General features: G+C 65.2%; 19 protein-coding genes. 12 read left to right on the forward strand and 7 right to left on the reverse strand.

What is annotated here, in order from left to right:
- From ACESK5_RS09505 to ACESK5_RS09520, 4 genes are all read right to left on the reverse strand, one after another.
- On the reverse strand, positions 1-269 hold a 269-nt coding region (locus tag ACESK5_RS09505), incomplete at its 3' end, for a response regulator (protein WP_372911324.1).
- A 133-nt stretch (positions 270-402) separates the two neighbouring features.
- Positions 403-621 (reverse strand): hypothetical protein, encoded by a 219-nt coding sequence (locus ACESK5_RS09510; RefSeq protein WP_372911325.1) that lies wholly within the window; start codon positions 619-621, stop codon positions 403-405.
- On the reverse strand, positions 618-1,361 hold the full coding sequence (locus ACESK5_RS09515; protein ID WP_372911326.1) for a SagB/ThcOx family dehydrogenase: 744 nt from the start codon (positions 1,359-1,361) through the stop codon (positions 618-620). The genes ACESK5_RS09510 and ACESK5_RS09515 overlap by 4 nt, the downstream gene beginning before the upstream one ends.
- Before the next feature lie 723 nt (positions 1,362-2,084).
- Positions 2,085-2,942 (reverse strand): methylenetetrahydrofolate reductase, encoded by an 858-nt coding sequence (locus ACESK5_RS09520; protein ID WP_372911327.1) that lies wholly within the window; start codon positions 2,940-2,942, stop codon positions 2,085-2,087.
- A gap of 165 nt (positions 2,943-3,107) precedes the next feature.
- Between ACESK5_RS09520 and ACESK5_RS09525 the strand changes: the two genes are divergently transcribed.
- The 4 genes from ACESK5_RS09525 to ACESK5_RS09540 all read left to right on the forward strand — a co-directional run bounded on the left by ACESK5_RS09525 (position 3,108) and on the right by ACESK5_RS09540 (position 6,567).
- Positions 3,108-4,067 (forward strand): NAD(P)-dependent oxidoreductase, encoded by a 960-nt coding sequence (locus ACESK5_RS09525; RefSeq protein WP_372911328.1) that lies wholly within the window; start codon positions 3,108-3,110, stop codon positions 4,065-4,067.
- Between the two features lie 216 nt (positions 4,068-4,283).
- Positions 4,284-4,664, forward strand: a complete 381-nt coding sequence (locus ACESK5_RS09530; protein WP_372911329.1) for a VOC family protein — start codon at positions 4,284-4,286, stop codon at positions 4,662-4,664.
- Positions 4,665-4,794: 130 nt separating this feature from the next.
- Complete coding sequence (locus ACESK5_RS09535) at positions 4,795-5,568, forward strand: HpcH/HpaI aldolase/citrate lyase family protein (protein WP_372911330.1); 774 nt, start codon at positions 4,795-4,797, stop codon at positions 5,566-5,568.
- 66 nt (positions 5,569-5,634) lie between these two features.
- A complete protein-coding gene (locus tag ACESK5_RS09540; RefSeq protein WP_372911331.1) occupies positions 5,635-6,567 on the forward strand; it encodes a VOC family protein in 933 nt (310 codons plus the stop codon).
- A gap of 348 nt (positions 6,568-6,915) precedes the next feature.
- Here ACESK5_RS09540 and ACESK5_RS09545 read toward each other — a convergent pair whose 3' ends face one another.
- Positions 6,916-8,271 (reverse strand): aminomethyl transferase family protein, encoded by a 1,356-nt coding sequence (locus tag ACESK5_RS09545; protein ID WP_372911332.1) that lies wholly within the window; start codon positions 8,269-8,271, stop codon positions 6,916-6,918.
- A 394-nt stretch (positions 8,272-8,665) separates the two neighbouring features.
- Positions 8,666-9,433 carry an IclR family transcriptional regulator gene (locus tag ACESK5_RS09550; RefSeq protein ID WP_372911333.1) on the reverse strand — a complete coding sequence of 256 codons (768 nt, stop codon included), beginning with the start codon at positions 9,431-9,433 and terminating at the stop codon, positions 8,666-8,668.
- A 294-nt stretch (positions 9,434-9,727) separates the two neighbouring features.
- On the opposite strand from ACESK5_RS09550, the gene ACESK5_RS09555 reads away from it, so the two are divergent.
- From ACESK5_RS09555 to ACESK5_RS09590, 8 genes are all read left to right on the forward strand, one after another.
- On the forward strand, positions 9,728-10,885 hold the full coding sequence (locus tag ACESK5_RS09555) for an extracellular solute-binding protein (protein ID WP_372911334.1): 1,158 nt from the start codon (positions 9,728-9,730) through the stop codon (positions 10,883-10,885).
- A gap of 202 nt (positions 10,886-11,087) precedes the next feature.
- Positions 11,088-12,137: an ABC transporter ATP-binding protein gene (locus ACESK5_RS09560; protein ID WP_372911335.1), complete on the forward strand. Its 1,050-nt coding sequence runs from the start codon at positions 11,088-11,090 to the stop codon at positions 12,135-12,137.
- Between the two features lies 1 nt (position 12,138).
- The gene (locus ACESK5_RS09565) at positions 12,139-13,053 is read left to right on the forward strand and encodes an ABC transporter permease (protein WP_372911336.1); all 915 of its coding nucleotides are present in this window, start codon (positions 12,139-12,141) and stop codon (positions 13,051-13,053) included.
- The gene (locus ACESK5_RS09570) at positions 13,053-13,898 is read left to right on the forward strand and encodes an ABC transporter permease (RefSeq protein WP_372911337.1); all 846 of its coding nucleotides are present in this window, start codon (positions 13,053-13,055) and stop codon (positions 13,896-13,898) included. The genes ACESK5_RS09565 and ACESK5_RS09570 overlap by 1 nt, the downstream gene beginning before the upstream one ends.
- A 101-nt stretch (positions 13,899-13,999) precedes the next feature.
- Positions 14,000-14,212 (forward strand): nuclear transport factor 2 family protein, encoded by a 213-nt coding sequence (locus ACESK5_RS09575; protein WP_372911338.1) that lies wholly within the window; start codon positions 14,000-14,002, stop codon positions 14,210-14,212.
- A gap of 144 nt (positions 14,213-14,356) precedes the next feature.
- Positions 14,357-14,956 carry an ester cyclase gene (locus ACESK5_RS09580; RefSeq protein WP_372911339.1) on the forward strand — a complete coding sequence of 200 codons (600 nt, stop codon included), beginning with the start codon at positions 14,357-14,359 and terminating at the stop codon, positions 14,954-14,956.
- 98 nt (positions 14,957-15,054) lie between these two features.
- The gene (gene aldA / locus ACESK5_RS09585; protein WP_372911340.1) at positions 15,055-16,503 is read left to right on the forward strand and encodes an aldehyde dehydrogenase; all 1,449 of its coding nucleotides are present in this window, start codon (positions 15,055-15,057) and stop codon (positions 16,501-16,503) included.
- A gap of 135 nt (positions 16,504-16,638) precedes the next feature.
- Complete coding sequence (locus ACESK5_RS09590; RefSeq protein ID WP_372911341.1) at positions 16,639-17,544, forward strand: NAD(P)-dependent oxidoreductase; 906 nt, start codon at positions 16,639-16,641, stop codon at positions 17,542-17,544.
- Positions 17,545-17,969: 425 nt separating this feature from the next.
- On the opposite strand, the gene ACESK5_RS09595 is transcribed toward ACESK5_RS09590, so the two are convergent.
- Entirely contained in the window at positions 17,970-18,767 is a 798-nt protein-coding gene (locus ACESK5_RS09595; RefSeq protein ID WP_372911342.1) for an MBL fold metallo-hydrolase, read from the reverse strand.
- Positions 18,768-18,847 lie beyond the last annotated feature (80 nt).

The following is an 18,847-nucleotide window of genomic DNA, read 5'->3' on the forward strand; positions in this document are numbered from 1 at the left end:
TCGCTCCCCTTCCCGGTGAACAGGACGAACGGGAGGTCCGGCCACGTCTCGCGGACCGCCTCGAGGAACGCGAGGCCGTCCGTCTCCGGCATGTCGTAGTCGCTGACGATACAGTCGACGTCGTCGCCGTCGAGTCGGTCGAGTCCCTCGCGCGCGCTCGTCGCCGTCTCCACGACGAGGCGCTCGTCCTCGCGGGGGACGTACTCGGCGACGAGCGCTGCGAGAGCCGGGTCGTCGTCGACGACAAGCACTCGTATCGAACCGTTCATTGCTCCTGTCACGTTTCGAGAGCATATAAGCGCACGCGAGAGTGATACACGAGAGAACGTGTGAAGAAGTAACACGGGACGGTTGTACCCTTCACCACGCACGTCGCCACACAGACCGTGGTGGGAGCCACAGTCAGAACGGGACGACGAGGAACGTCGCCACGAGGAAGACGACCATCAGGACGCCGAACACCGTGTGTGCCGTGCGGACGACGGTGAACGCCCGACCGCGCGGCGGATAGCCGTGCCGATGGGTGATCAGCGCGACGCCGGTGACCAGCGTCAACAGGGCGTGGATCAACGCGCTGGTCGCCAGTCCGACGTGGCTGAAGACGATATCGACCATCGTCATGCCCGCCCCCCGACGGGAAAGACGTACAGCGGTCGCTGCCCGGCGGGAGCGCCGACGAGTGACCGGACGCGCTCGTCGTTGAACGCCCCGACGGCGACGGTGGCGAGTCCCAGTGCCTCGGCCTGCAGGTAGAGGTTCTGTCCGGCGTGTCCGGCCTCCATCGGCACGTACCGCCGCTCTCCCCGGTCGCCGTACTTGACTGTCGTCCGCTCGTCGACGGCACAGACGACGATGTCGACGGCGGCCCGCTCAACGAACGCCTGGTCGACCGCTGCCGCGCGCAGTTGCGACTGGACGTCGCCGGTCCGCCCGGGGGAGAGTTCGTGTCTCCTCGGCTGGTAGCGGTAGACGCCTGGGTCGAGTCCGTCCACGCCCGGTGTCCCGACGACGGCGTACACCTCCAGCGGGTAGAGCGCGCCGGCACTGGGCGCGGCCCGGTGGCCCGACATGCGGTCGGTTACGCCCTGGGTCGCCCACAGCAACTGTCCGAGTTCTCGACGGGTGAGTGCACGGTCGGCGTAGTCGCGTCTGGAACGCCGGTTCGTGAGCGCCGTCTCGACCGAGACGTCTCCCGTCCGGGAGGGGGTGGGAAGCGGGACGGTCTCGCTGGACTGCCAGGCGCTCCCGCCGTCCGTTCGCACGAACCTGACCGCACCGGTCGCGACGCTTATCAGGGCCGACAGGACGACCACGGCGACGACGGTGACGGTCGTTCGCCGCGATGGGGTCTCGAGGCTCATACGTGTAGAATGTCGTCTCTTCAACAAAAGTTCGCCGTGGCGGGCAGTGACCGTTTCCGTCCCCGCATCGCACCCCGAAAGTCCACAGAATTCGTTGTACGTCTGACGTCGTAACCTGCGGGCTTCGACCGGCCACCACTGGTCGGTCGGGGGCGCCAGCGCCCGTCTCAGACCCACCAACGGCCGGCGGGCCGGGCGAGGGACGGCCCGCTGGGACGCTTCGAAGCCCGTCCGTGCCGGCGACACGGAGAACGCGCTGGAACCGTCCCGTCCACTGGGGGAGTGTCCGACGCGTCGAGCGCGAGGGGACCGGTACGTCTGTCCGTCCGTGCACTGACCAGGCGTCAGGCGCTGGCGAGTCGTCGACTCTCCGAGGACGAAGAGAAGAACGGAAGCAGGACCGGAGGAACGACCCCCCGCTAACCCGGGTGGACACGAGAGCGACGGCCGACCCCTGTCGGCCGGGCGCGCACGTCCGACGAGGACTGTTCTTCGGCGCGGTGAGGATGCCCGCTCGAGTACAATTTGCAATGTCGAATCAGGCCCTCGGACGTCGGAGACGGGCAGTCGCCCGCACGGGACTCGCGACGTCGGAGTGTGCACGGCCGGGCGGCGTCGAGAGCGGGGGGTGTCACCCGCCGTGTGCGTCCCGGTGGGGGCGGCAGACGGGAGCGGTGCGGGCGTCCGCCTCCGTCCGCCGGACCCTCCCGAGTCGGTCGACCTTCACCCGCTCACCCGGGAACGCCGCCACGACTCCAGGTCCGACACCTGGTTGAACGTGTAGAGGTGGACCCCCCGGAGCCCGCAGGACGGGTCGTCGGCGTGGGGCGCGAGGCCCTCCACCAGTTCGTCCGGCGTGTACTTCCCGCGCGAACTGACGAGCTGGCGGACGAACCCCACGACGCCCGTCGTCTTCTTCAGGAAGCGGACGGAGTCGCCCACGCCCACCTTGCGGGAGATACGGAGGAGCCGCTGGTACTTCATCACGCCCGGGATACCGACCTCGACCGGGAGGTCGACACCGCGGGCTCGCACCGCCTCGACCCAGCCGAGGACGGCCTGCGGGTCGTAACAGAGCTGCGTGACGATGTACGTCGCGTAGGGCGCCTTCCGTGCCATCGCGTCCGCCAGCGTCTCGTCGTCGATGAACTCGTGGCCCTCGGGGTAGCCCGTGATACCGACCTCCTCGAAGGAGTAGCCGAGGTCGTCGAGCGCCACGAGGAGGTCGTGCGCCGACTCGTAGGGACCATCCGGCTCGTCGCGGTCACCGCCGGGGACGAAGATGTCGGTCACGCCCGCCGCACGCAGGCGGGTGGCCACGTCGTCGAGGTGTGTCTCGCTCTCGACGTAGCGGGCGGCGACGTGCGGAACCACGCCGTACCCCCGTGCGGCCGCGCGCTCGGCCCACTCGACGGTCGCATCGAGTCCCAGTTGCGGGGAGGTGGTGATCGCCACCTCCGCCCCGTCGGGCAGTTCGTCCAGCTGCTCGCCGAAGCTGTCGAACGGCATCAGTTCGTACCGGGGGTTCGTGAGCAGTTGCGATACGCCATCCGTGGTCGTCGACCGGCCGTCGAGTGACATGGTTCTGTTTGGGGTACGGCGGAAGCCCGAACGCTCGCGTATTCGGCTCCTGTCCTGTACGTCGATGACAGGCCGACACACTTCAATCGGTCGCTCCGCCGCCCGTATCGGCCGACGCGGCAGACAGGCGGTAGTCTGAAGTGACCCCACCGAGAGCCACGCAGTATGCGACGAGTCGTCGTCGACCAGGACATCACACCGACCGAATCAGTACGCCGAGGACTCCCCGACGACTGGGAGGTGTCGTTCGGAATCGAGGGGACGACCGAGGGTGCAGTCGCGGCACTGGCCGAGGCGGACGTGGCGCTCGTCACCTCGCGCGTCCCGCTCGACCGACACGTCGTCGAACGCGTCTCCCACGTAGAGGTCGTCGGGAAACTCGGGACGGGCGTCGACAACATCGACCGGGCCGCGGCTTCGGACCACGGCATCCCGGTGACGCACACGCCGGGGTACAACGCCCTCTCGGTGGCCGAACACACGCTGTGTCTCGTTCTCGCGACTGCCCGTCGACTCACCGAGGCCCGGACGATTCTCGAACGCGGCGGCTGGCGCGACGAGTTCACACTCGCGACCCGTCTCTCGGGGAAGAGGGTCGGAATCGTCGGCTTCGGCGACATCGGCCGCCGGTTCGGGTCGCTCCTCGGCGGCTTCGACGTCGACGTTCAGGTCGCCGACCCGTACGTCCCCGAGGTCGACGCCGAACTCGTCGGGGGGTCGATGACGTCTCTCTCCGACCTGCTGGCGACCAGCGACGTGGTCGTTCTCACCACCGAACTCACCCCCGAGACGAGGGGACTCCTCGGCGAGGCGGAACTCGACCGCATGCGGTCGTCTGCCGTGCTCGTCAACACCGCGCGGGGACCGGTCGTCGACGAGGACGCACTCGTGGCGGCGCTCGAGTCCGGCCGTATCGCGGGCGCGGGTCTCGACGTGTTCACCGAAGAACCGCTCGGCGCGGACAGTCGTCTGCTCGACCTGGACACCGTCGTCACGACGCCACACACTGCCGCGATGACCAGAGAGAGCCGCGTCGAGAGCATCGACCGGCTTACGAGCAACGTCGTCAGCCTCGTCGAGGGCCGTCCGGTCGACGAGCAGTTCATGGCGCGACCGACCGGGTGAGCGGGCGGGACGCGTCCCGAGACTCCCACTCGACGCGCCGAGACGGTCCCCGACGACCAGCCCCGGGGCACGAGGGGCCCGAGCACGAGCGGACGACGAACCTGTGAGTACACCCGGGGCGGGTCCGACCACAGACGCCTTGCCGACGGTGGAGCTCGTCCGGCCGGCCGCGTGGTCGCGCAAATTTTATACCGGTGGCCGCGCCACCGAATACTCGTGATTGGGAAAATCGACCACATCGAGATAGAGGTGAGTGACGCAGACGAGATGGCGGCGTTCATGGAGAAACTCGGGTACGAGCGTCTCCGCGAGACGGAACACCACGGCACCTCCTACGAGTACGTCCCCGCCGACGGCGAGGGGCCGCTGTTCGAGATTCACACCGTCTCCGGCGAGGAGGTACCGGGCATCAACCACATCGCGTTCGGCGTCGACGACATCGAGCGCGTCACCGAACAGCTCGAGGCGGAGGACGTCGACTCCATCGTCGGCCCGTACGACGTCGACAAGACCGGACGAACCATCACGAACTTCCGCGACCCCGACGGCAACCGCTTCCAGGTCGTCTCCGACGACGAGAACGACGACGGCGAGTAAGGTTTCGGTCGCCGACGCCGATTTTTCGACCGCGACCTCGAAACGCTAGCGACGACGTCGGCTCGAACCGCTCCGCGACCGCACCGTGACCACAACGCGTAAGACGGTGGCCGTGACACGTAGACCCTGTATGCAGCAGTCAAACAGCGTCCGGCACACCATAGAGAACGGTGGCGTCGTCTACGGGGCGCGCGCGTCGACGTTCTCGCCGACCGTCGTCGAAGTCTTCGGCTCGCTCGGAATCGACTTCGTCTGGCTCGACTTCGAACACATGGGCCCGAGTCCGTACGACAGCACCGTCTTCGAGGACCTCACACGGGCGGCGGAGGCCGGGGGTACCGAACTGTTCGTGCGCCTCCCGTCCGGTGACCCACCGCTCGTCAGGAAGGTGCTGGACGCTGGCGTCCGCAACCTCCTTATCCCGCGGGTCGACTCGGTCGCGGAGGTCAGAGCGGCGGTCGAAGCGACCCGGTTCGTCTACGACGGTCACCCCGGCGAGCGGGGGAAGGCCAGCGGTCGTTCCAGCGGCTGGGGGACCGCCACCGACTACGTCGCGACCGAGGACGAGGAGGTGTGCCTCGGGGTGATGATAGAGAAGACGACTGCCGTCGAGGAACTCGACGAGATCCTGTCGGTTCCGGACCTCGGCTTCGTCTTCATTGGGCCCTCGGACCTCTCGGTGCAGATGGGCCACCCGACGGACAAGCACCACCCGGACGTCACCGACCAGGTCGCGGCGATCAGAGAGCGCGCCCTGGCGGCAGACGTCCCGCTGGGCGGTATCGCAAACGACCCCGAGGCCATCGCGGAGGCCGAGTCGCAGGGCTACCAGATACTCCGGATGGGCGGCGACCTCGACTCGATAACGGAGACCCTCGGCGAACGCCTGGCGGCAGTCCGATGACCGCGACGACGACGCGGCACCCGGCCACGAACAGCTTTATTGTGAGTGACGAGCCCACGTAACACGATGGCACCAGCAGTCGCACGACTGGGACACGTAGCGCTCGAGACGCCCGACCTGGGAGAGTCGCTGTCGTTCTTCCGCGACGCAGTCGGCCTCGAAGAGGTCGAGCGAGTCGACGGGACGGTCTACCTCCGCGCGGTCGACGAGTGGGACCACCACTCGATGAGCCTGACCGAGGCGGAGACGGCCGGCATCGACCACATCGGCTGGCAGACGGCCGACCCGGGAGACCTCGAACCGTTCGCCGACCGCTTCGAGACGCAGGGCATCGACGTCGAGTGGGTCGACGCCGACGCCGAACCGGGGCAGGGTGAGGCCATCCGGTTCGACGCACCCAACGGCCACCGCTTCGAGTTGTACGGCGAGATGGCCAAGCCCGACCCGCCCGAGTCGCGGCGCTCGAAGCTCAAGAACCGCGTCTACGACACGACCGGGAACAACCCCATCGCCCCACAGCGCATCGACCACGTCCAGATCTGGGACCCGGACGGGAAGGAGTGTGCGGACTGGATCCGGGAACACCTCGGCTTCCAGGTGCAGGAGTACTACGACGACGCCGACGGCTCGCGCTGGGGGACGTTCCTGAGCGCGTGTGAGGTGAAGATCGACCTCGCGGTCGTCCAGTCGACGAACGAGACGGACGACCCCGCCGTCCACCACATCGCGTACACGGTGGACTCGCCGACCGACCTCTTCGACGCGCACGACGCGATGAACGAGCGGGGGTTACCGACCGACGGCATCGGGCAGCACTCCATCTCCCGGGGGCAGTTCCTCTACGCCAGAGACCCCGCGAGTACGCACCGCGTCGAGTTCAACACCGGGAGCTACCTCACCCTCGACCCACACTGGGACCCCGTCGCCTGGCAGGAGGGTGACCTCGAAGACCGGCAGTGGATCGGGTCGATCCTGTCGCGGGAACGGAACACGTACTGACGCGCGAGCACACCTCCGGGAGCCGCGTCGTCTGCTGGCGTGCGACCCGGGTCGCGTCTCGTCCCGACCGTGGACCGATGCCGTCACCGGACGAGGACCGCGACGTTCGGCACGGAGAGACACACCGTCTAGCAGCCGTGCCGACGAGCGCGGCGCGTGTTCGGGTGGCGTCACTTACTGTCACTCACACCGTCGCGTGTCGTCAGAGGAGGGTCGGAGGTGCCTACGGCGCCGCACCGTCGTCAGTTCCGACGCGGTCCGACGTCCGCATCGCGAGTTGGCTCGGCACGGGTGGCGTCGTGTCGCGTCGGCCGGCCGTCGCTGCGCGTCGCGTTCGTCGTCGAATCGTCACCGCGCGTCGTCGAGATACGGGCTCGGTGCGACCGTCGCGTCGATGTGTGTCTGCTCGTGTGGTTCGACCAGCGGGTTCTTCGTCTCGCCGTCGCCCCACACCAGCGTCACGTCGGTGCCGGGGTCGCTGTGTTCGACGTCGATAGAGCAGATAGAGATGACCTCGCGGTCGCTGTAGGAGTAACAGAAGCTCTTCGAGTGACCCACGACCTCGTCGTCGACGAGCACCTCGTCGTGGTGGCCGCCCCAGCGGTCACGCGGGAGGTCGAAGGTCTTCTTCGGCGTCCCTTCCTCGAACAGCGAGGCGAAGAGGTCGACGACGTCGTCGACGTCCCACACGAGAGTGACCCGGGTGCGGCGTGGGTTCTCCACCTCTTCCTCGAGCGCCTCCCGCCCGACGAAGTCGTGGTCGAAGGCGATCATGTGCTCGTAGCCGATGTCGACCGGACTCACGTAGTAGTCGGTGATGTCGTCCGACGAGAAGCTCCCGGCGACGGAGTACTTCGCCTCGTAGGAGTCCGCCCCGAGCCACTCCCGGTAGTCGCGCATCTCGTCGCCGGTGTAGATGGCGGGGACGTGTGTCGTGACCCAGCCGAGTTTGACGCTCAGCGGCTCGTACGCGCGTGTCCCGAGCCGACGGATGTCGTACGCTTCGCCGACCTCCAGGATGGCGTCCTTAATGTCTTCTCCGTGCTCGTACGGGCCCTGCAGCTCGAAGCCGACCTCGCCGGCCATGCCGTGGCGGAGCGCACGGACCTCGTGACCGTCGATGGTCACCGTCCCGAAGTTGAAGAACGGGACGTCCGGCAGCGGACCCTCGGTGACCTCCTGCATGACATCCAGCGCGTTCGGGCCCTGAACCTGGTAGGTGAAGAAATGCGGGTCGTCGGGGTTCACCGACGACTTGGGGTAGATGGTCTCCGTCGCGTCGTAATCTCCCGTTTCGATATGATACGCGAGCCAGTTTGCGGCCGGGTCCTTCCCACTCATCACGAACGACTCATCACCGATGCGCTGGAGGACGCCGTCGCCGATGAACTTCCCGTCGGGGTTACACATGATGGCCTGCTTGGCCTTGCCGATATCGAACCCATCGAAGCTGTTCGTACACAGCTTTCGTAGGACCGACATCGCATCGGGCCCTTCGATAACTTGGTCCATCTGGTGGTGCGAGAGGTCCGCGAGGACGCACGTCTCCCTCACGGCGCGGAGTTCGTCCATCCAGTTCGTGTACTCTCGGGCGACTTCACGCGGCCAGACCCACCGACCCCCGGCTTCTTGAAGCATCTCTACCGGGCTGTCGGCTGCATTGAGTGCTGCCTGTAAGCTCTGCTTCTGCGCTTGCGTCGACATACCCTCTCATTACTCCACCGGTGGTTAAAACTTTGGCAACCCGACCGTTCAACAGTCTCGAACGCTCGTACTGCGAATCCACAGTTCCTATCCCCTCCTTCTCTTCGCTCGACTGGCGTCTCCCTCCGTATGTGGCTCACGATGTCACTCCTCATCAGTGCGAAGGTCCCTCGCAACAGATCACGGATATCGTTCAATATCGTTGCACAAATTGTCGCCGTTGCTCGCGGGGCAGACGACGGTGTACTCCTCCGTAAATAACAGCGATAGAGATGTAATATGTGTCCGGGAGACGCCCGCGTACGAGCGAAGATAGTGTCACAGGGCAGTCCATTACACGTATATGGACGTAATACCGACCTGCGTGACACTAAGGAGAAGGGTGCCCGAGGGGCTACAGACCACTCTGCGAGTAGGTGAGTCTGAGCTCGAGCTCGTTTGCCGCGCCGGTGACGAGCTCCGGGATGGTCTGTTTGTACCGCTCGCCGACGAACCGGTTGGCAGGCCCAGCGAGGCTAATAGACCCTTTTACTCGGCCGTTCAGGACGATCGGAGCCGCGACAGCGCGCATTCCCTCTACTGACTCCTCGTCCGAGAACGCGTACCCACGCTCGCGAGTGTGTGCCAGCTCGTCACGCAGTGTCGCTGGGTCGGTGATTGTGTTGGGTGTCTTTCTGATGAGGCCGGCGTCTATCACCTCGTCGACGCGCTCCTCAGGGAGGTGGGCGAGAATTGCTTTGCCGCTCGCCGTGCAGTGAAGCGCCGACCGGTCCCCCACAGAGAGGTCAGTTCGAACGGCGTTGTCACCCTCGACACCGTATATGTACACTGCATCACCGTCCTCTTCGACGAAACACGCAGCCAGCTCGCCGGTCGACTCCGCGAGTTCGTCAACTTTAGCACGCGCCTCCGGATAGATGGCGACGTTCCACAGGGCATGGATTCCGTACCTGAGGAATCCCAGTCCGATAACGTACTTGCCGTCCGCCTTGGTGACGAAGTCGTGCTTATAAAGCGTGTTGAGGTACACCTGGGCAGTACTTTTCGGGATATCGAGCTCGTTCGACAGCTCAGTGACCGTTTTGCCGCCCCCCGCCATCAGATGTTCAGCAATATTGAACACTTTGTCGGCTGATTTGAGCACGTTGCGAGGCTTTGGCATGAGGTTACGTTGGAATCAGCCGCCTAACAAGCTTTCGGCCCCGAATTCCACGTCTGTCTCGTGTGCAATATAGTTGAACAATTCTTGTCACGTGGTATCAATGAGTGTGGATGGCTTACGCAGCCACAAATCCATCACGCATGGGGATTCGTCTCCTTCGAATCGGTGGCTGTCTGCAGCGACAATCGGCACCTCGCCCAACTGTGGTGGTATCAATCAGAACACTTTAGTGTGATAGGTTAGCATAGGGTATCAGGTATGGCAGCGAACAATAGCTCACCGAGTAGACGGAGGGTGATCAAATCGATCGGCGCGGGTGTCGGTCTCGCCGGTCTCGCCGGATGTACAGGTGGCAGTGGTGGCAATAGTGGCAGTAGCGACGGCGGTACCACGTCGTCTAGTAGTGGTGACTCGTCCGGCGGCAGTAGCTCATCGAGCGGGGGCTCCAGCGGTGGGAGCAGCGTCCCGCTCCGTGTCGCCGGGGGCGGCGGGAGCTGGGGCGAGAACCGCCGCAAAGCGTTCACTGAGCCGTTCGCGAACGGCGAAATCGCGTGGGACGAAGAGCACAAAGTCGAGTACACGTCCGCTGCCTCGAATCAGTACATGTCCGAACTGCAGCGGAGCCCGGAGCAGCCGGCGTACGACGCCATCGAACTCGACGGTCAGCGGGCTGCGATTCTCGGTGAGATCGACGCGGTCCGGAAACAGACCGACATCGAAGGCTTCGACGACATCCCGAGCGCGTACAAAAACGAGTATATGGGTGGGACAGTCGCGTTCCCCCGCGGTATCGCGGCACGGGCTGACATGACGGACAAGACCTTCGAGACGTGGGACGACCTCATCGACCCCGACCTGAAGGGCAAAGTCGGCTTCGAGCCGTGGTCGAACGCCGGGTCGAAGTACTTCTACGTCATCAACAAGAAGGAGGGGGGGACCCTCGACAACATCGAGCCCGGTCTGGAGTGGATGCGCGAGTTCGTCGAAGTGACGGACCCCATCATCTTCGACCAGATCGACCAAGCACTGAAACTCTATCAGAACGGCGACATGGTCGTCGCCCCGTTCCTCTCGGCCCGTTCGGAGAACCTCGAACTCAACGAGGGACTCGACATGGAGTTCACCGTGCCGGAAGCCGGTGCCCCGCTCGACTTCTGGGGGTACCCGATCACGAAGCACGTCAGCGACGAGCACAAGGCGGTAGCCGACGAATACGCTCGTGGCTGCCTCCACCCCGAGGTGCAGGCCACGTTCGCCGAAGTGATGGGCTACCCACCCTGCGCTCCGGGTGCGACAGAGTACATATCCGACGAGGCCAAGGAGAACCACCCGATGATGAACCCGAGCGACGAGCAGATCGAGCGCTACAACGTCGGTATCGACTGGGTTCAGGCGGCGAAACAGACGAACGCGGACGGCGAACAGTTCCGGAAGGTCCTCGCAGGCGGATAGACGGTCCCAGCCCTTTCGGCGTCCCACCTGACCGAGAAGACGGTCGAAAACCGTTCTCCTGTGGCCGTGCTCACCAGTTCCGACGTCCACTGTGCCGTTACGAGCGGCAGAGACGCGCGTTCGGGTGCGTGATACGTGTAGTCATGTCGAACATTCCCAAAGCATAAATACTGTTCTCACCATCGTGTGATAGAAACCGACCATGGCGTCAGTCAGCGTTACAAACCTTCGAAAAACGTACGGAGATGTCGTTGCCGTCGACGATGTCTCGATAGATATCGACGACGGCGAGTTCGTGTCGATATTGGGCCCATCCGGTTCGGGGAAGACGACAATGCTGAAGTCTATCGCCGGTTTCGTCGAACCGGACGGCGGGAGCATCACCGTCGCCGACAAAGAGATGATCGGGCTTCCACCCGAAGACCGCAACATGGGCCTCGTGTTCCAGCGACTGGCGCTGTTTCCACACATGTCCGTGTTCGATAACGTCGCGTTCGGGCTCCGCCATCGGGAGAACCTGAGCGAGTCGGAGCTCGAAGAGCGTGTCTCGGACATCCTCGAAATCGTTTCGCTTCCAGGGTACGGGGAACGCAACATCCAAAACCTCAGTGGTGGTGAACAACAGCGGGTCGCCCTCGCCCGCGTTCTGGTGCTCGAACCGGACCTGTTGCTCTACGACGAACCGCTGTCCGACCTCGACCGGCAACTCCGTGAGCAGATGCGTCGCGAGATCAGAGACCTCCACGACCGGCTCGAGATCACGTCCATCTACGTAACTCACAACCAGCGCGAGGCGCTCACCCTGTCGGACCGCGTGCTTGTCCTCCACGAGGGTGAGAAGGTCCGGTGTGCCCCACCGTCGGAGATTTACAGAGACCCACAGTCGTCGTTCTGTGCCAACTTCGTTGGCGACTCGAACTTCCTCGAGGGAAGCCTCGACCAGTCGAACGGCACGGCGACGTTCCGGGACGACACCGGGGCCTTCTCGCTCCCGCTCGCTGACGCCCCCGACGAAGATGCGCCGGACGTCCTCTACATTCGCCCCGAAGACATCAAAATCAACGAGGGCGACGGCGAAGGAGAGCCCTTCGAGGGGACTATAAAAAGCACGGTCCACCTCGGCTCGGTCACCGAGTACCAGGTCGAAGTCGCTGGCACCGAGTTCCTCGCGACTGACCTCGGTGCACCGCAGTACGACGAGGGCGAAACGGTGACAGTGCGGTTCGACCACTACGGGCTCGTGGAGGCCTGAGATGATCGGCGCGATAACGGACACGGCCAACGAACTCTCGACCCGCCTCGCCGGGTCGGAGTCGCTCGGAGAGCGGCTCGAAGACTACCTTCCGGCCATTCCGACGGCGGCGTACCTGCTGTTGTTCCTCATCGTCCCCATTCTGTACGCGGTCTACATCAGTTTCTTCAAATTCAGCCCGACACGGATCATCGAGTGGACGTTCACTCTCACCCACTACGAGAAGCTGCTGTTCGACTCGTTCTACCGTGGGCTCCTCTGGTACACGGTCAAGTTGTCGTTCATCGTCTCGGCCGTCTGCATCGTCGTTGGCTATCCGGTCGGGTACTTCATTGCACGCACGACGCCGATGCGCCGACAGATAGCGTTGTTCGCCGTGTTCCTGCCGTTGATGGTCGGGACCGTCGTCCGGATCTACGGGTGGATCGTCCTCTTCTCGACCAACGGTATCATCAACAGCTTCCTGCAGGCGGTTTTGGGGACGAAACTCCAACTGCTGGGTAACACCCTCTCGGTCACTATCGGCCTCGTTGGCGTCTACCTGCCGTTGGTTGTCCTCCCGGTGTACTCCTCGATAGAGGACATCCCGGACTCGCTGGTAATGGCCGCGCGTAACCTCGGGGCAAACCGACTCGAGGCGTTCTTCAAGATCACCTTCCGCCTGAGTCTGCCTGGGTTGGTCACCGGAACGATATTCGTCTTCGTCCTCACGATGAACTCCATCGTGACCCCCGACTTGCTGGGCGGGCGCACCGACCTCACGATGGGTCTGTTGATATACGACCAAGCCATCTCCGGTGGCAACTGGCCGTTCGCGAGCGCCATCGGGACGGTGCTCACGCTGACGACCACTGCACTGGTGTACATCTACTTCAAAGTCATTCGTGACCGCATGGGGGTGCAAGAATGGGACTGATGACGCTACTGACCGGCCGCAACTCGCGCTCGCTCTCGCCCGCGGCGGTCGCCATCGGCCGGGCGCTGTACTACGGACTGCTGTCGCTCGGCTTCGGCGTGCTCGTGTTGCCGATCGTCTTCGTCGTGGCGATCTCGTTCAGTCCGACCGAATCCCAAGCGTTCCCGCCGTCGGGAATCTCCTTCCGCTGGTTCAACGAGTTCTTCGCGAGTTCGTTCTTCGAGGCGTTCTTCTTCGTCAGCCTACCAATCGCCCTCACGGTGGGCCTCATGGCCACGCTCCTCGGCGTGATGGCGGCGTACGTCGTCGCCCGCCGCGAAATCCCCTTCGAGAACGAGGCTGTGATGTACTTCATCCTGCCGCTGATCATCCCGCCAGCGATCATCGCGCTCGCGATCTTGATTGTTCTTGACGCGAATCCACTGAGCTTCGTCCCACAGTTCATCAAGATCGTCATCGGTCACGTCGTGATAACCATACCCTACACCTTCCTCACATCGATGACTGCCCTCCAGTCGCTCGACGACGAACTCGAACAGGCGGCTCGAAACCTGGGCGCGTCGCCGTTCCAGACGTTCGCCAAGGTGACGCTTCCGCTGATCCGGAGCGGAGTCGTCTCCGGGTTCCTGCTCGCCTTCATCCTCTCCTTTACCGACTCAGTCATCGCGCTGTTCCTTTCGGGACGGAACACCACCACACTCCCGATCGAGATATTCACTTTCCTCCAGTACGACTCCTCGCCGTTGATTGCCGCGACGGCGACAATCCAGATCCTGCTGGTGTTCGTGCTGGTGCTCATCATCGGTCGGCTCATCGGCTTCAGAGCCGCTGCCGCAGACCTGTAACCCCGCGGCGGTAGCTTTTTACTCGCGTGTTCGGTTGAGACGCGTGGTTCACGGTCATGTCTATGACACGGTGTACGCGGTGAGTCCACGAATTCGCACGGGTGGTCGGTGAAACGACGGTCCGGACCCTCCCGAGCTTCGTCGAGGAGTACTACCACGAGGACGTACGGTGGCACGGCCCCGAACCGGTCAACGAGTTAGAGGGCCGAACGGCCGTCGAACGCGAGTTCTGGGACCCGCTTTTCACTGCCTTCCCGGACCTCGAACGGACCGACTACATGTGCTTCGGGGGCACCGTCGATGGGGAGGTGTGAGTCGCCACCGCGGGGAACTTCGTTGGCACGTTCGAGGAGGACTGGCTCGGGGTCCCGGCGACCGACGACGCGACGTGGATTCAGTACGGTGCCCTCTACCGCGTGGGCGACGGCCGAATCGCGGAGACGTGAGTCCTCTTCGACGTGCTCGACGTCCTCCGACAGGCCGGCTACCGCCCCGTCCCGTCGCTCGCACCCGAGGTGGTCGCGCCGGGACCGTCGACGCAGGACGGACTCCGGCTCACCGCGCGGGACGACGACGCCTCCGAGCGGACGCTTCAGTTGGTCGAGGCCATGATCTTCGAGGGATTGGGAGCCTACGACGGTGACGACCTCGCCGTGATGGAGATGGAGGAGTACTGGCACGAGGACTTCATGTGGTACGGCCCAGCGGGTATCGGCACCACCCACGGCATCGACGGCGTCCAGGAGTTCCACCAGGGGCCGTGGCTCGAAGCCTTCCCCGACCGCGGCACCGGCGGGGAGGCCGTCAGACTCGCTGACGGGGACTACTGCGCGTGGACGGCGTGGCCGAGCGGCGAGACGACCCACCTCGGCGACGGCCTGTTCGGGCTTCCCGCGACCGGCGAGACAGTCACCTTCCGAGTGATCGACTTCTGGCGGCGCGAGGGCGACTTGCTGGCTGAGAACGGGGTCTTTATCGACATGATCGACTTGCTGGGACAGCTGGGTGTCGACGTCTTCGAGCGGGTGGCGGAACACCCGGAGTCGGTCAGACGGTAGGGCGAGGGAAGTCGGCGGGTCACGCGTCACGTCGCGTCACGTCGCTCCCCGACCCGGCGACGGTCAGGTATTTATTCCTCGTCAGACATGCGGATGGTATGGCAGTAGACCCGAGTGAGACACCCCTTTACATCGACGGGGAGTGGCACGAATCCGAGAGCGACGAGTCGATTCCGGTCGTCGACCCGACCACCGAGGCGGAGCTCACCGCCGTTCCGTCGGCGACGGCGGAGGAGGTACGCCGAGCGACACACGCAGCCCGCACAGCCCAGTCCGAGTGGGCAGACCGGCCCGCGAAGGAGCGTGGAGACCTCCTCCGGGACGTCGCCGACGTCATCGAGGACAACGTCGAGTCGCTGGCGGAGACGCTCGTCAGGGAACAGGGGAAGACGCGCTCCGTCGCGGCGTACGAGATCGAAGCCTCGGCGGACATCGCCCGCTACATGTCGGAGTGGGACCGTCGAATCGAGGGCGACGTCGTCCCCGGGAGCACGCGCCGGCAGTCGATCACCCTGCTTCGCAAACCGTACGGCGTGGTCGCGGGCATCGTCCCGTGGAACTTCCCCGTGTCAGTCTTCGTCCGCAAGTTCGCGCCGGCGCTCGTCACGGGCAACACGGCCGTCGTCAAGCCGAGCGAACTCACGCCGCTGACGACGCTCGAACTGATGGACCTCGTCGACCGCGAGGTGGACCTCCCGCCGGGCGTCCTGAACGTGGTGCCCGGCGGCGGCGACGTCGGTGCGGGACTCGTCAGCGACCCCGACGTCGACTACGTCACCATGACCGGCAACGTCGAGACCGGGAAGGCCATCATGCGGAACGCGGCCGACGACCTCACCCGCGTCTCGCTCGAACTCGGGGGGAAGGCCCCGGCCATCGTCTGTGCGGACGCCGACCTCGACGCGGCCGTCGAGACCATCGTCGGGTCGCGTACCATCAACGCCGGGCAGGTCTGTACCTGCGTCGAGCGCGTGTACGTCCACGAGGACGTCCGCGAGGCGTTCGAGGAACGCTTCGTCGAGGCGATGGCGGCCGTCGAAGTCGGGGACCCACGCGAGGACCCCGACATGGGCCCGCAGGTGAGCGCGGGCGAACTCGAGAAGACGAACGACGCCATCCGTCGCGCGGTCGAACAGGGTGCGACGGTGGCCACCGGTGGCACCACGTTCGAGGACCCGCCCGCCGAGACGGGCTACTGGGCCCGGCCGACGGTCCTCACCGACGTCGACCAGGAGATGGACGTCGTCCGCGAGGAGGTGTTCGGCCCCGTCGCCCCCGTCGTCGGCATCGACTCGGTCGAACAGGGAGTCGAGTTCGCCAACGACTCGAACTACGGCCTCTCCTCGTACGTCTTCACCGAGCGATATCGGGACGCCATGCGCATCGCCGAGGACCTGGAGTTCGGCGAGACGTTCATCAACGGCAGCGGTGGCGCCCAGCAGGGACACCACATCGGCTGGAACGAGTCGGGGATGGGCGGCGAGGACGGCAAGCACGGCGCGATGAAGTACACGCAGATCAAGTCCGTCTACCACAACTTCGACTGAGCACCGCGCGAGGTCCAGCCGCCGTCGTCTTCGGGGCCCGGCGACCCGAACGCGACGTCTGTCGGGGCCCGGCAACCCGAACGCGGCGCCCGGCGAGTGCGTTAACTATAATTACTGGACGTGGGACGTACGCGTATGTCTACCACAGCAGTCGGAGTCGTCGGACTCGGTAAGATGGGCGGTAACATGGCCAAGTGCCTCGTCGACGCGGGGCTGGACGTCTACGGACACGACGTCGCCCCGGAGGCACGCGAGTCGTTCAGCGACTACGGCGGGACCGTCACGGAGAGCGCACGCGACGTCGCCCGCGAGAGCGACGTGACCATCACGAGCCTCCCGAACTCCGACATCGTCGAGGCGGTGTACACCGGCGCGGACGGACTCGTCGCCGAGGACGTCGAGACGGTGTTCGTAGAGATGAGCACTATCGCCCCGCCGACGACCGAGGTGCTGGCGGACGCCGTCGCGGAGAGCCCCGCGGACCTCCTCGACGCCCCCATCACGGGTGGCCCGGAGAACTCACGCGACGGCACGCTCACGGGACTGGTCGGCGGCGACCGAGACGTCTTCGACGCGGACGCCCCACAGGAGGTCCTTACCACCCTCTGTTCGGAGGTTCACTACGCCGGGTCCTCGGGGGCGGGCCACGCGATGAAGCTCCTGAACAACACGATGTCGATGGGGAACCTCCTGCTCGCGATGGAGACGGTCGTGCTCGGCTCCCGGTACGGAATCGACAGCGAGCGCCTCTGGGAAATCCTCGGGAACGCCAGCGCGACGTCGGTCGCCTTCGAGAGCCGGATGCCGCGCGTCCTCGAGCGGGACTTCGAGGCCGGGTTCACCGTCGACTTCGCCCGCAAGGACATCGGTCTCGCCGTCGAGATGGCCGACGCCGAGGACTACTCGATGCTCCTGGGCAACGTGGTCCACCGCATGTACACCCAGGCCAGCGACGAGGGGTTCGGCCAGGAGGACGTCGGCGCCGTGGTCAAGCTGTTCGAGCAGGAACTAGACGACCGGGTCGGCGGTGCGGAGGAGTGACCTCGGGACTGTCGCCGCGGAGCACGGACGCGGCCCCGCATCCGCTCGGGTGACCGGACCTGCGGAACGAGCCGGCGATTCGACGGACAGAACGGTCCCGTCGGGAGAGTCCAGCGGAGCCGGCGCATCAGCCGTCGTTCGTCGAAGTCCTCGCGGACGTGGACGACCCGCCACTCACCGCAGACGTTCCGGGTCTTCTGGTTGACGAGCCCCGTGAACGTCACGTCGGTGTCCGACGCAGTTCCGTACTTGCTCGGCCCGTCGTGGGTCGCCGTGATACGGTACGCGAGCGAGGAGTCGTAGCCGACGTCGGTCGGGACGACGAGCACGTCCTCGACGTCGAGGGTCGCGTCGGGGAACGCCGCCAGTCGCTGGAGGACGTCGTCACGGAGTGCCGAGACGACCCGGGAGCGTCGAACGCCCCGTCACTCCTCGTCGAGGAGCGTGTAGAGTTCGTCCGCCTCGATGGTGTTGCGGTCCCGCGCGTGGATGGACTGCTCCGTCGACGTGAAGTTGGACTCGAAGTTGACGTAGCGGTCGAGTTTCTCGGAGGCGTTCTCGAACACCGGCGTGCCGTGGTTGAGGAGCGCCACCTCGAAGTCGTAGTCGAGCAGTTTCTCCAGATTCACCTCCGCCTCGACGGCCGCTTCCGCGGGCTGGTTCGTGTGCGTCGCCTGCGGCGGGTGGAGGAGGTAGCCCGGTGGGAGGCCGCGGCGGTCGGAGCCACACACCGTGTCCGCACAGTGGGCGAACCCGGCCGCCTCGTCGACGAGGACCGAGTTCCCCGGGGAGTGCCCTGGGACGTGGACCGTCTCGAACCGACCGATCTGCTCGCCGTCGCCGAACAGGTGGTCCGGTTCGGTCTGGATGTCGACCCCGTAGTCGTCGATTTCGACGACGTTGTCCGCCTCGGGGACCCACGTCTCCAGGTCGTAGCGCTCGACGACTTCGTCGAACGCACCGATGTGGTCGAGGTGGCGGTGGGTGATGACGAGGCGCTCCGGGTCGACACCGGTCTGTTCGATGCCCTCGAAGAGGTACTCGACGCGGTTCTGGAAGCAGGTGTCGACGAGCGTCGGGACGTCCCCCGGCAGGTCGAAGAAGTACGTCCGGTGCCGCTCACCGCGGGTGATATCCGGGCCCTCGTCCGCCGTCTGCCACGTGATGTCGTAGACGGTGTCGGCGATGTTCAACTCGCGCACGACGGGTGCACTGTCGGCCATGCGAGGACCATCTGCGCCACGGTACAAATATATGTCGAGCAGTGATACGATCGGCCGCCCGGAGGGAGTGCGAGCTCCCG

Source organism: Salinigranum sp., assembly GCF_041641895.1.
GTDB lineage: Archaea > Halobacteriota > Halobacteria > Halobacteriales > Haloferacaceae > Salinigranum.

What these genes read in the sequence shown, in the direction of transcription:
- ACESK5_RS09510 (WP_372911325.1), bottom strand. Translation starts at nt 621, where the DNA reads ATGACGATGGTCGATATCGTCTTCAGCCACGTCGGACTGGCGACCAGC.
- ACESK5_RS09515 (WP_372911326.1), bottom strand. Translation starts at nt 1,361, where the DNA reads ATGAGCCTCGAGACCCCATCGCGGCGAACGACCGTCACCGTCGTCGCC.
- ACESK5_RS09520 (WP_372911327.1), bottom strand. Translation starts at nt 2,942, where the DNA reads ATGTCACTCGACGGCCGGTCGACGACCACGGATGGCGTATCGCAACTG.
- ACESK5_RS09525 (WP_372911328.1), top strand. Translation starts at nt 3,108, where the DNA reads ATGCGACGAGTCGTCGTCGACCAGGACATCACACCGACCGAATCAGTA.
- ACESK5_RS09535 (WP_372911330.1), top strand. Translation starts at nt 4,795, where the DNA reads ATGCAGCAGTCAAACAGCGTCCGGCACACCATAGAGAACGGTGGCGTC.
- ACESK5_RS09540 (WP_372911331.1), top strand. Translation starts at nt 5,635, where the DNA reads ATGGCACCAGCAGTCGCACGACTGGGACACGTAGCGCTCGAGACGCCC.
- ACESK5_RS09545 (WP_372911332.1), bottom strand. Translation starts at nt 8,271, where the DNA reads ATGTCGACGCAAGCGCAGAAGCAGAGCTTACAGGCAGCACTCAATGCA.
- ACESK5_RS09550 (WP_372911333.1), bottom strand. Translation starts at nt 9,433, where the DNA reads ATGCCAAAGCCTCGCAACGTGCTCAAATCAGCCGACAAAGTGTTCAAT.
- ACESK5_RS09560 (WP_372911335.1), top strand. Translation starts at nt 11,088, where the DNA reads ATGGCGTCAGTCAGCGTTACAAACCTTCGAAAAACGTACGGAGATGTC.
- ACESK5_RS09565 (WP_372911336.1), top strand. Translation starts at nt 12,139, where the DNA reads ATGATCGGCGCGATAACGGACACGGCCAACGAACTCTCGACCCGCCTC.
- ACESK5_RS09570 (WP_372911337.1), top strand. Translation starts at nt 13,053, where the DNA reads ATGACGCTACTGACCGGCCGCAACTCGCGCTCGCTCTCGCCCGCGGCG.
- aldA (WP_372911340.1), top strand. Translation starts at nt 15,055, where the DNA reads ATGGCAGTAGACCCGAGTGAGACACCCCTTTACATCGACGGGGAGTGG.
- ACESK5_RS09590 (WP_372911341.1), top strand. Translation starts at nt 16,639, where the DNA reads ATGTCTACCACAGCAGTCGGAGTCGTCGGACTCGGTAAGATGGGCGGT.
- ACESK5_RS09595 (WP_372911342.1), bottom strand. Translation starts at nt 18,767, where the DNA reads ATGGCCGACAGTGCACCCGTCGTGCGCGAGTTGAACATCGCCGACACC.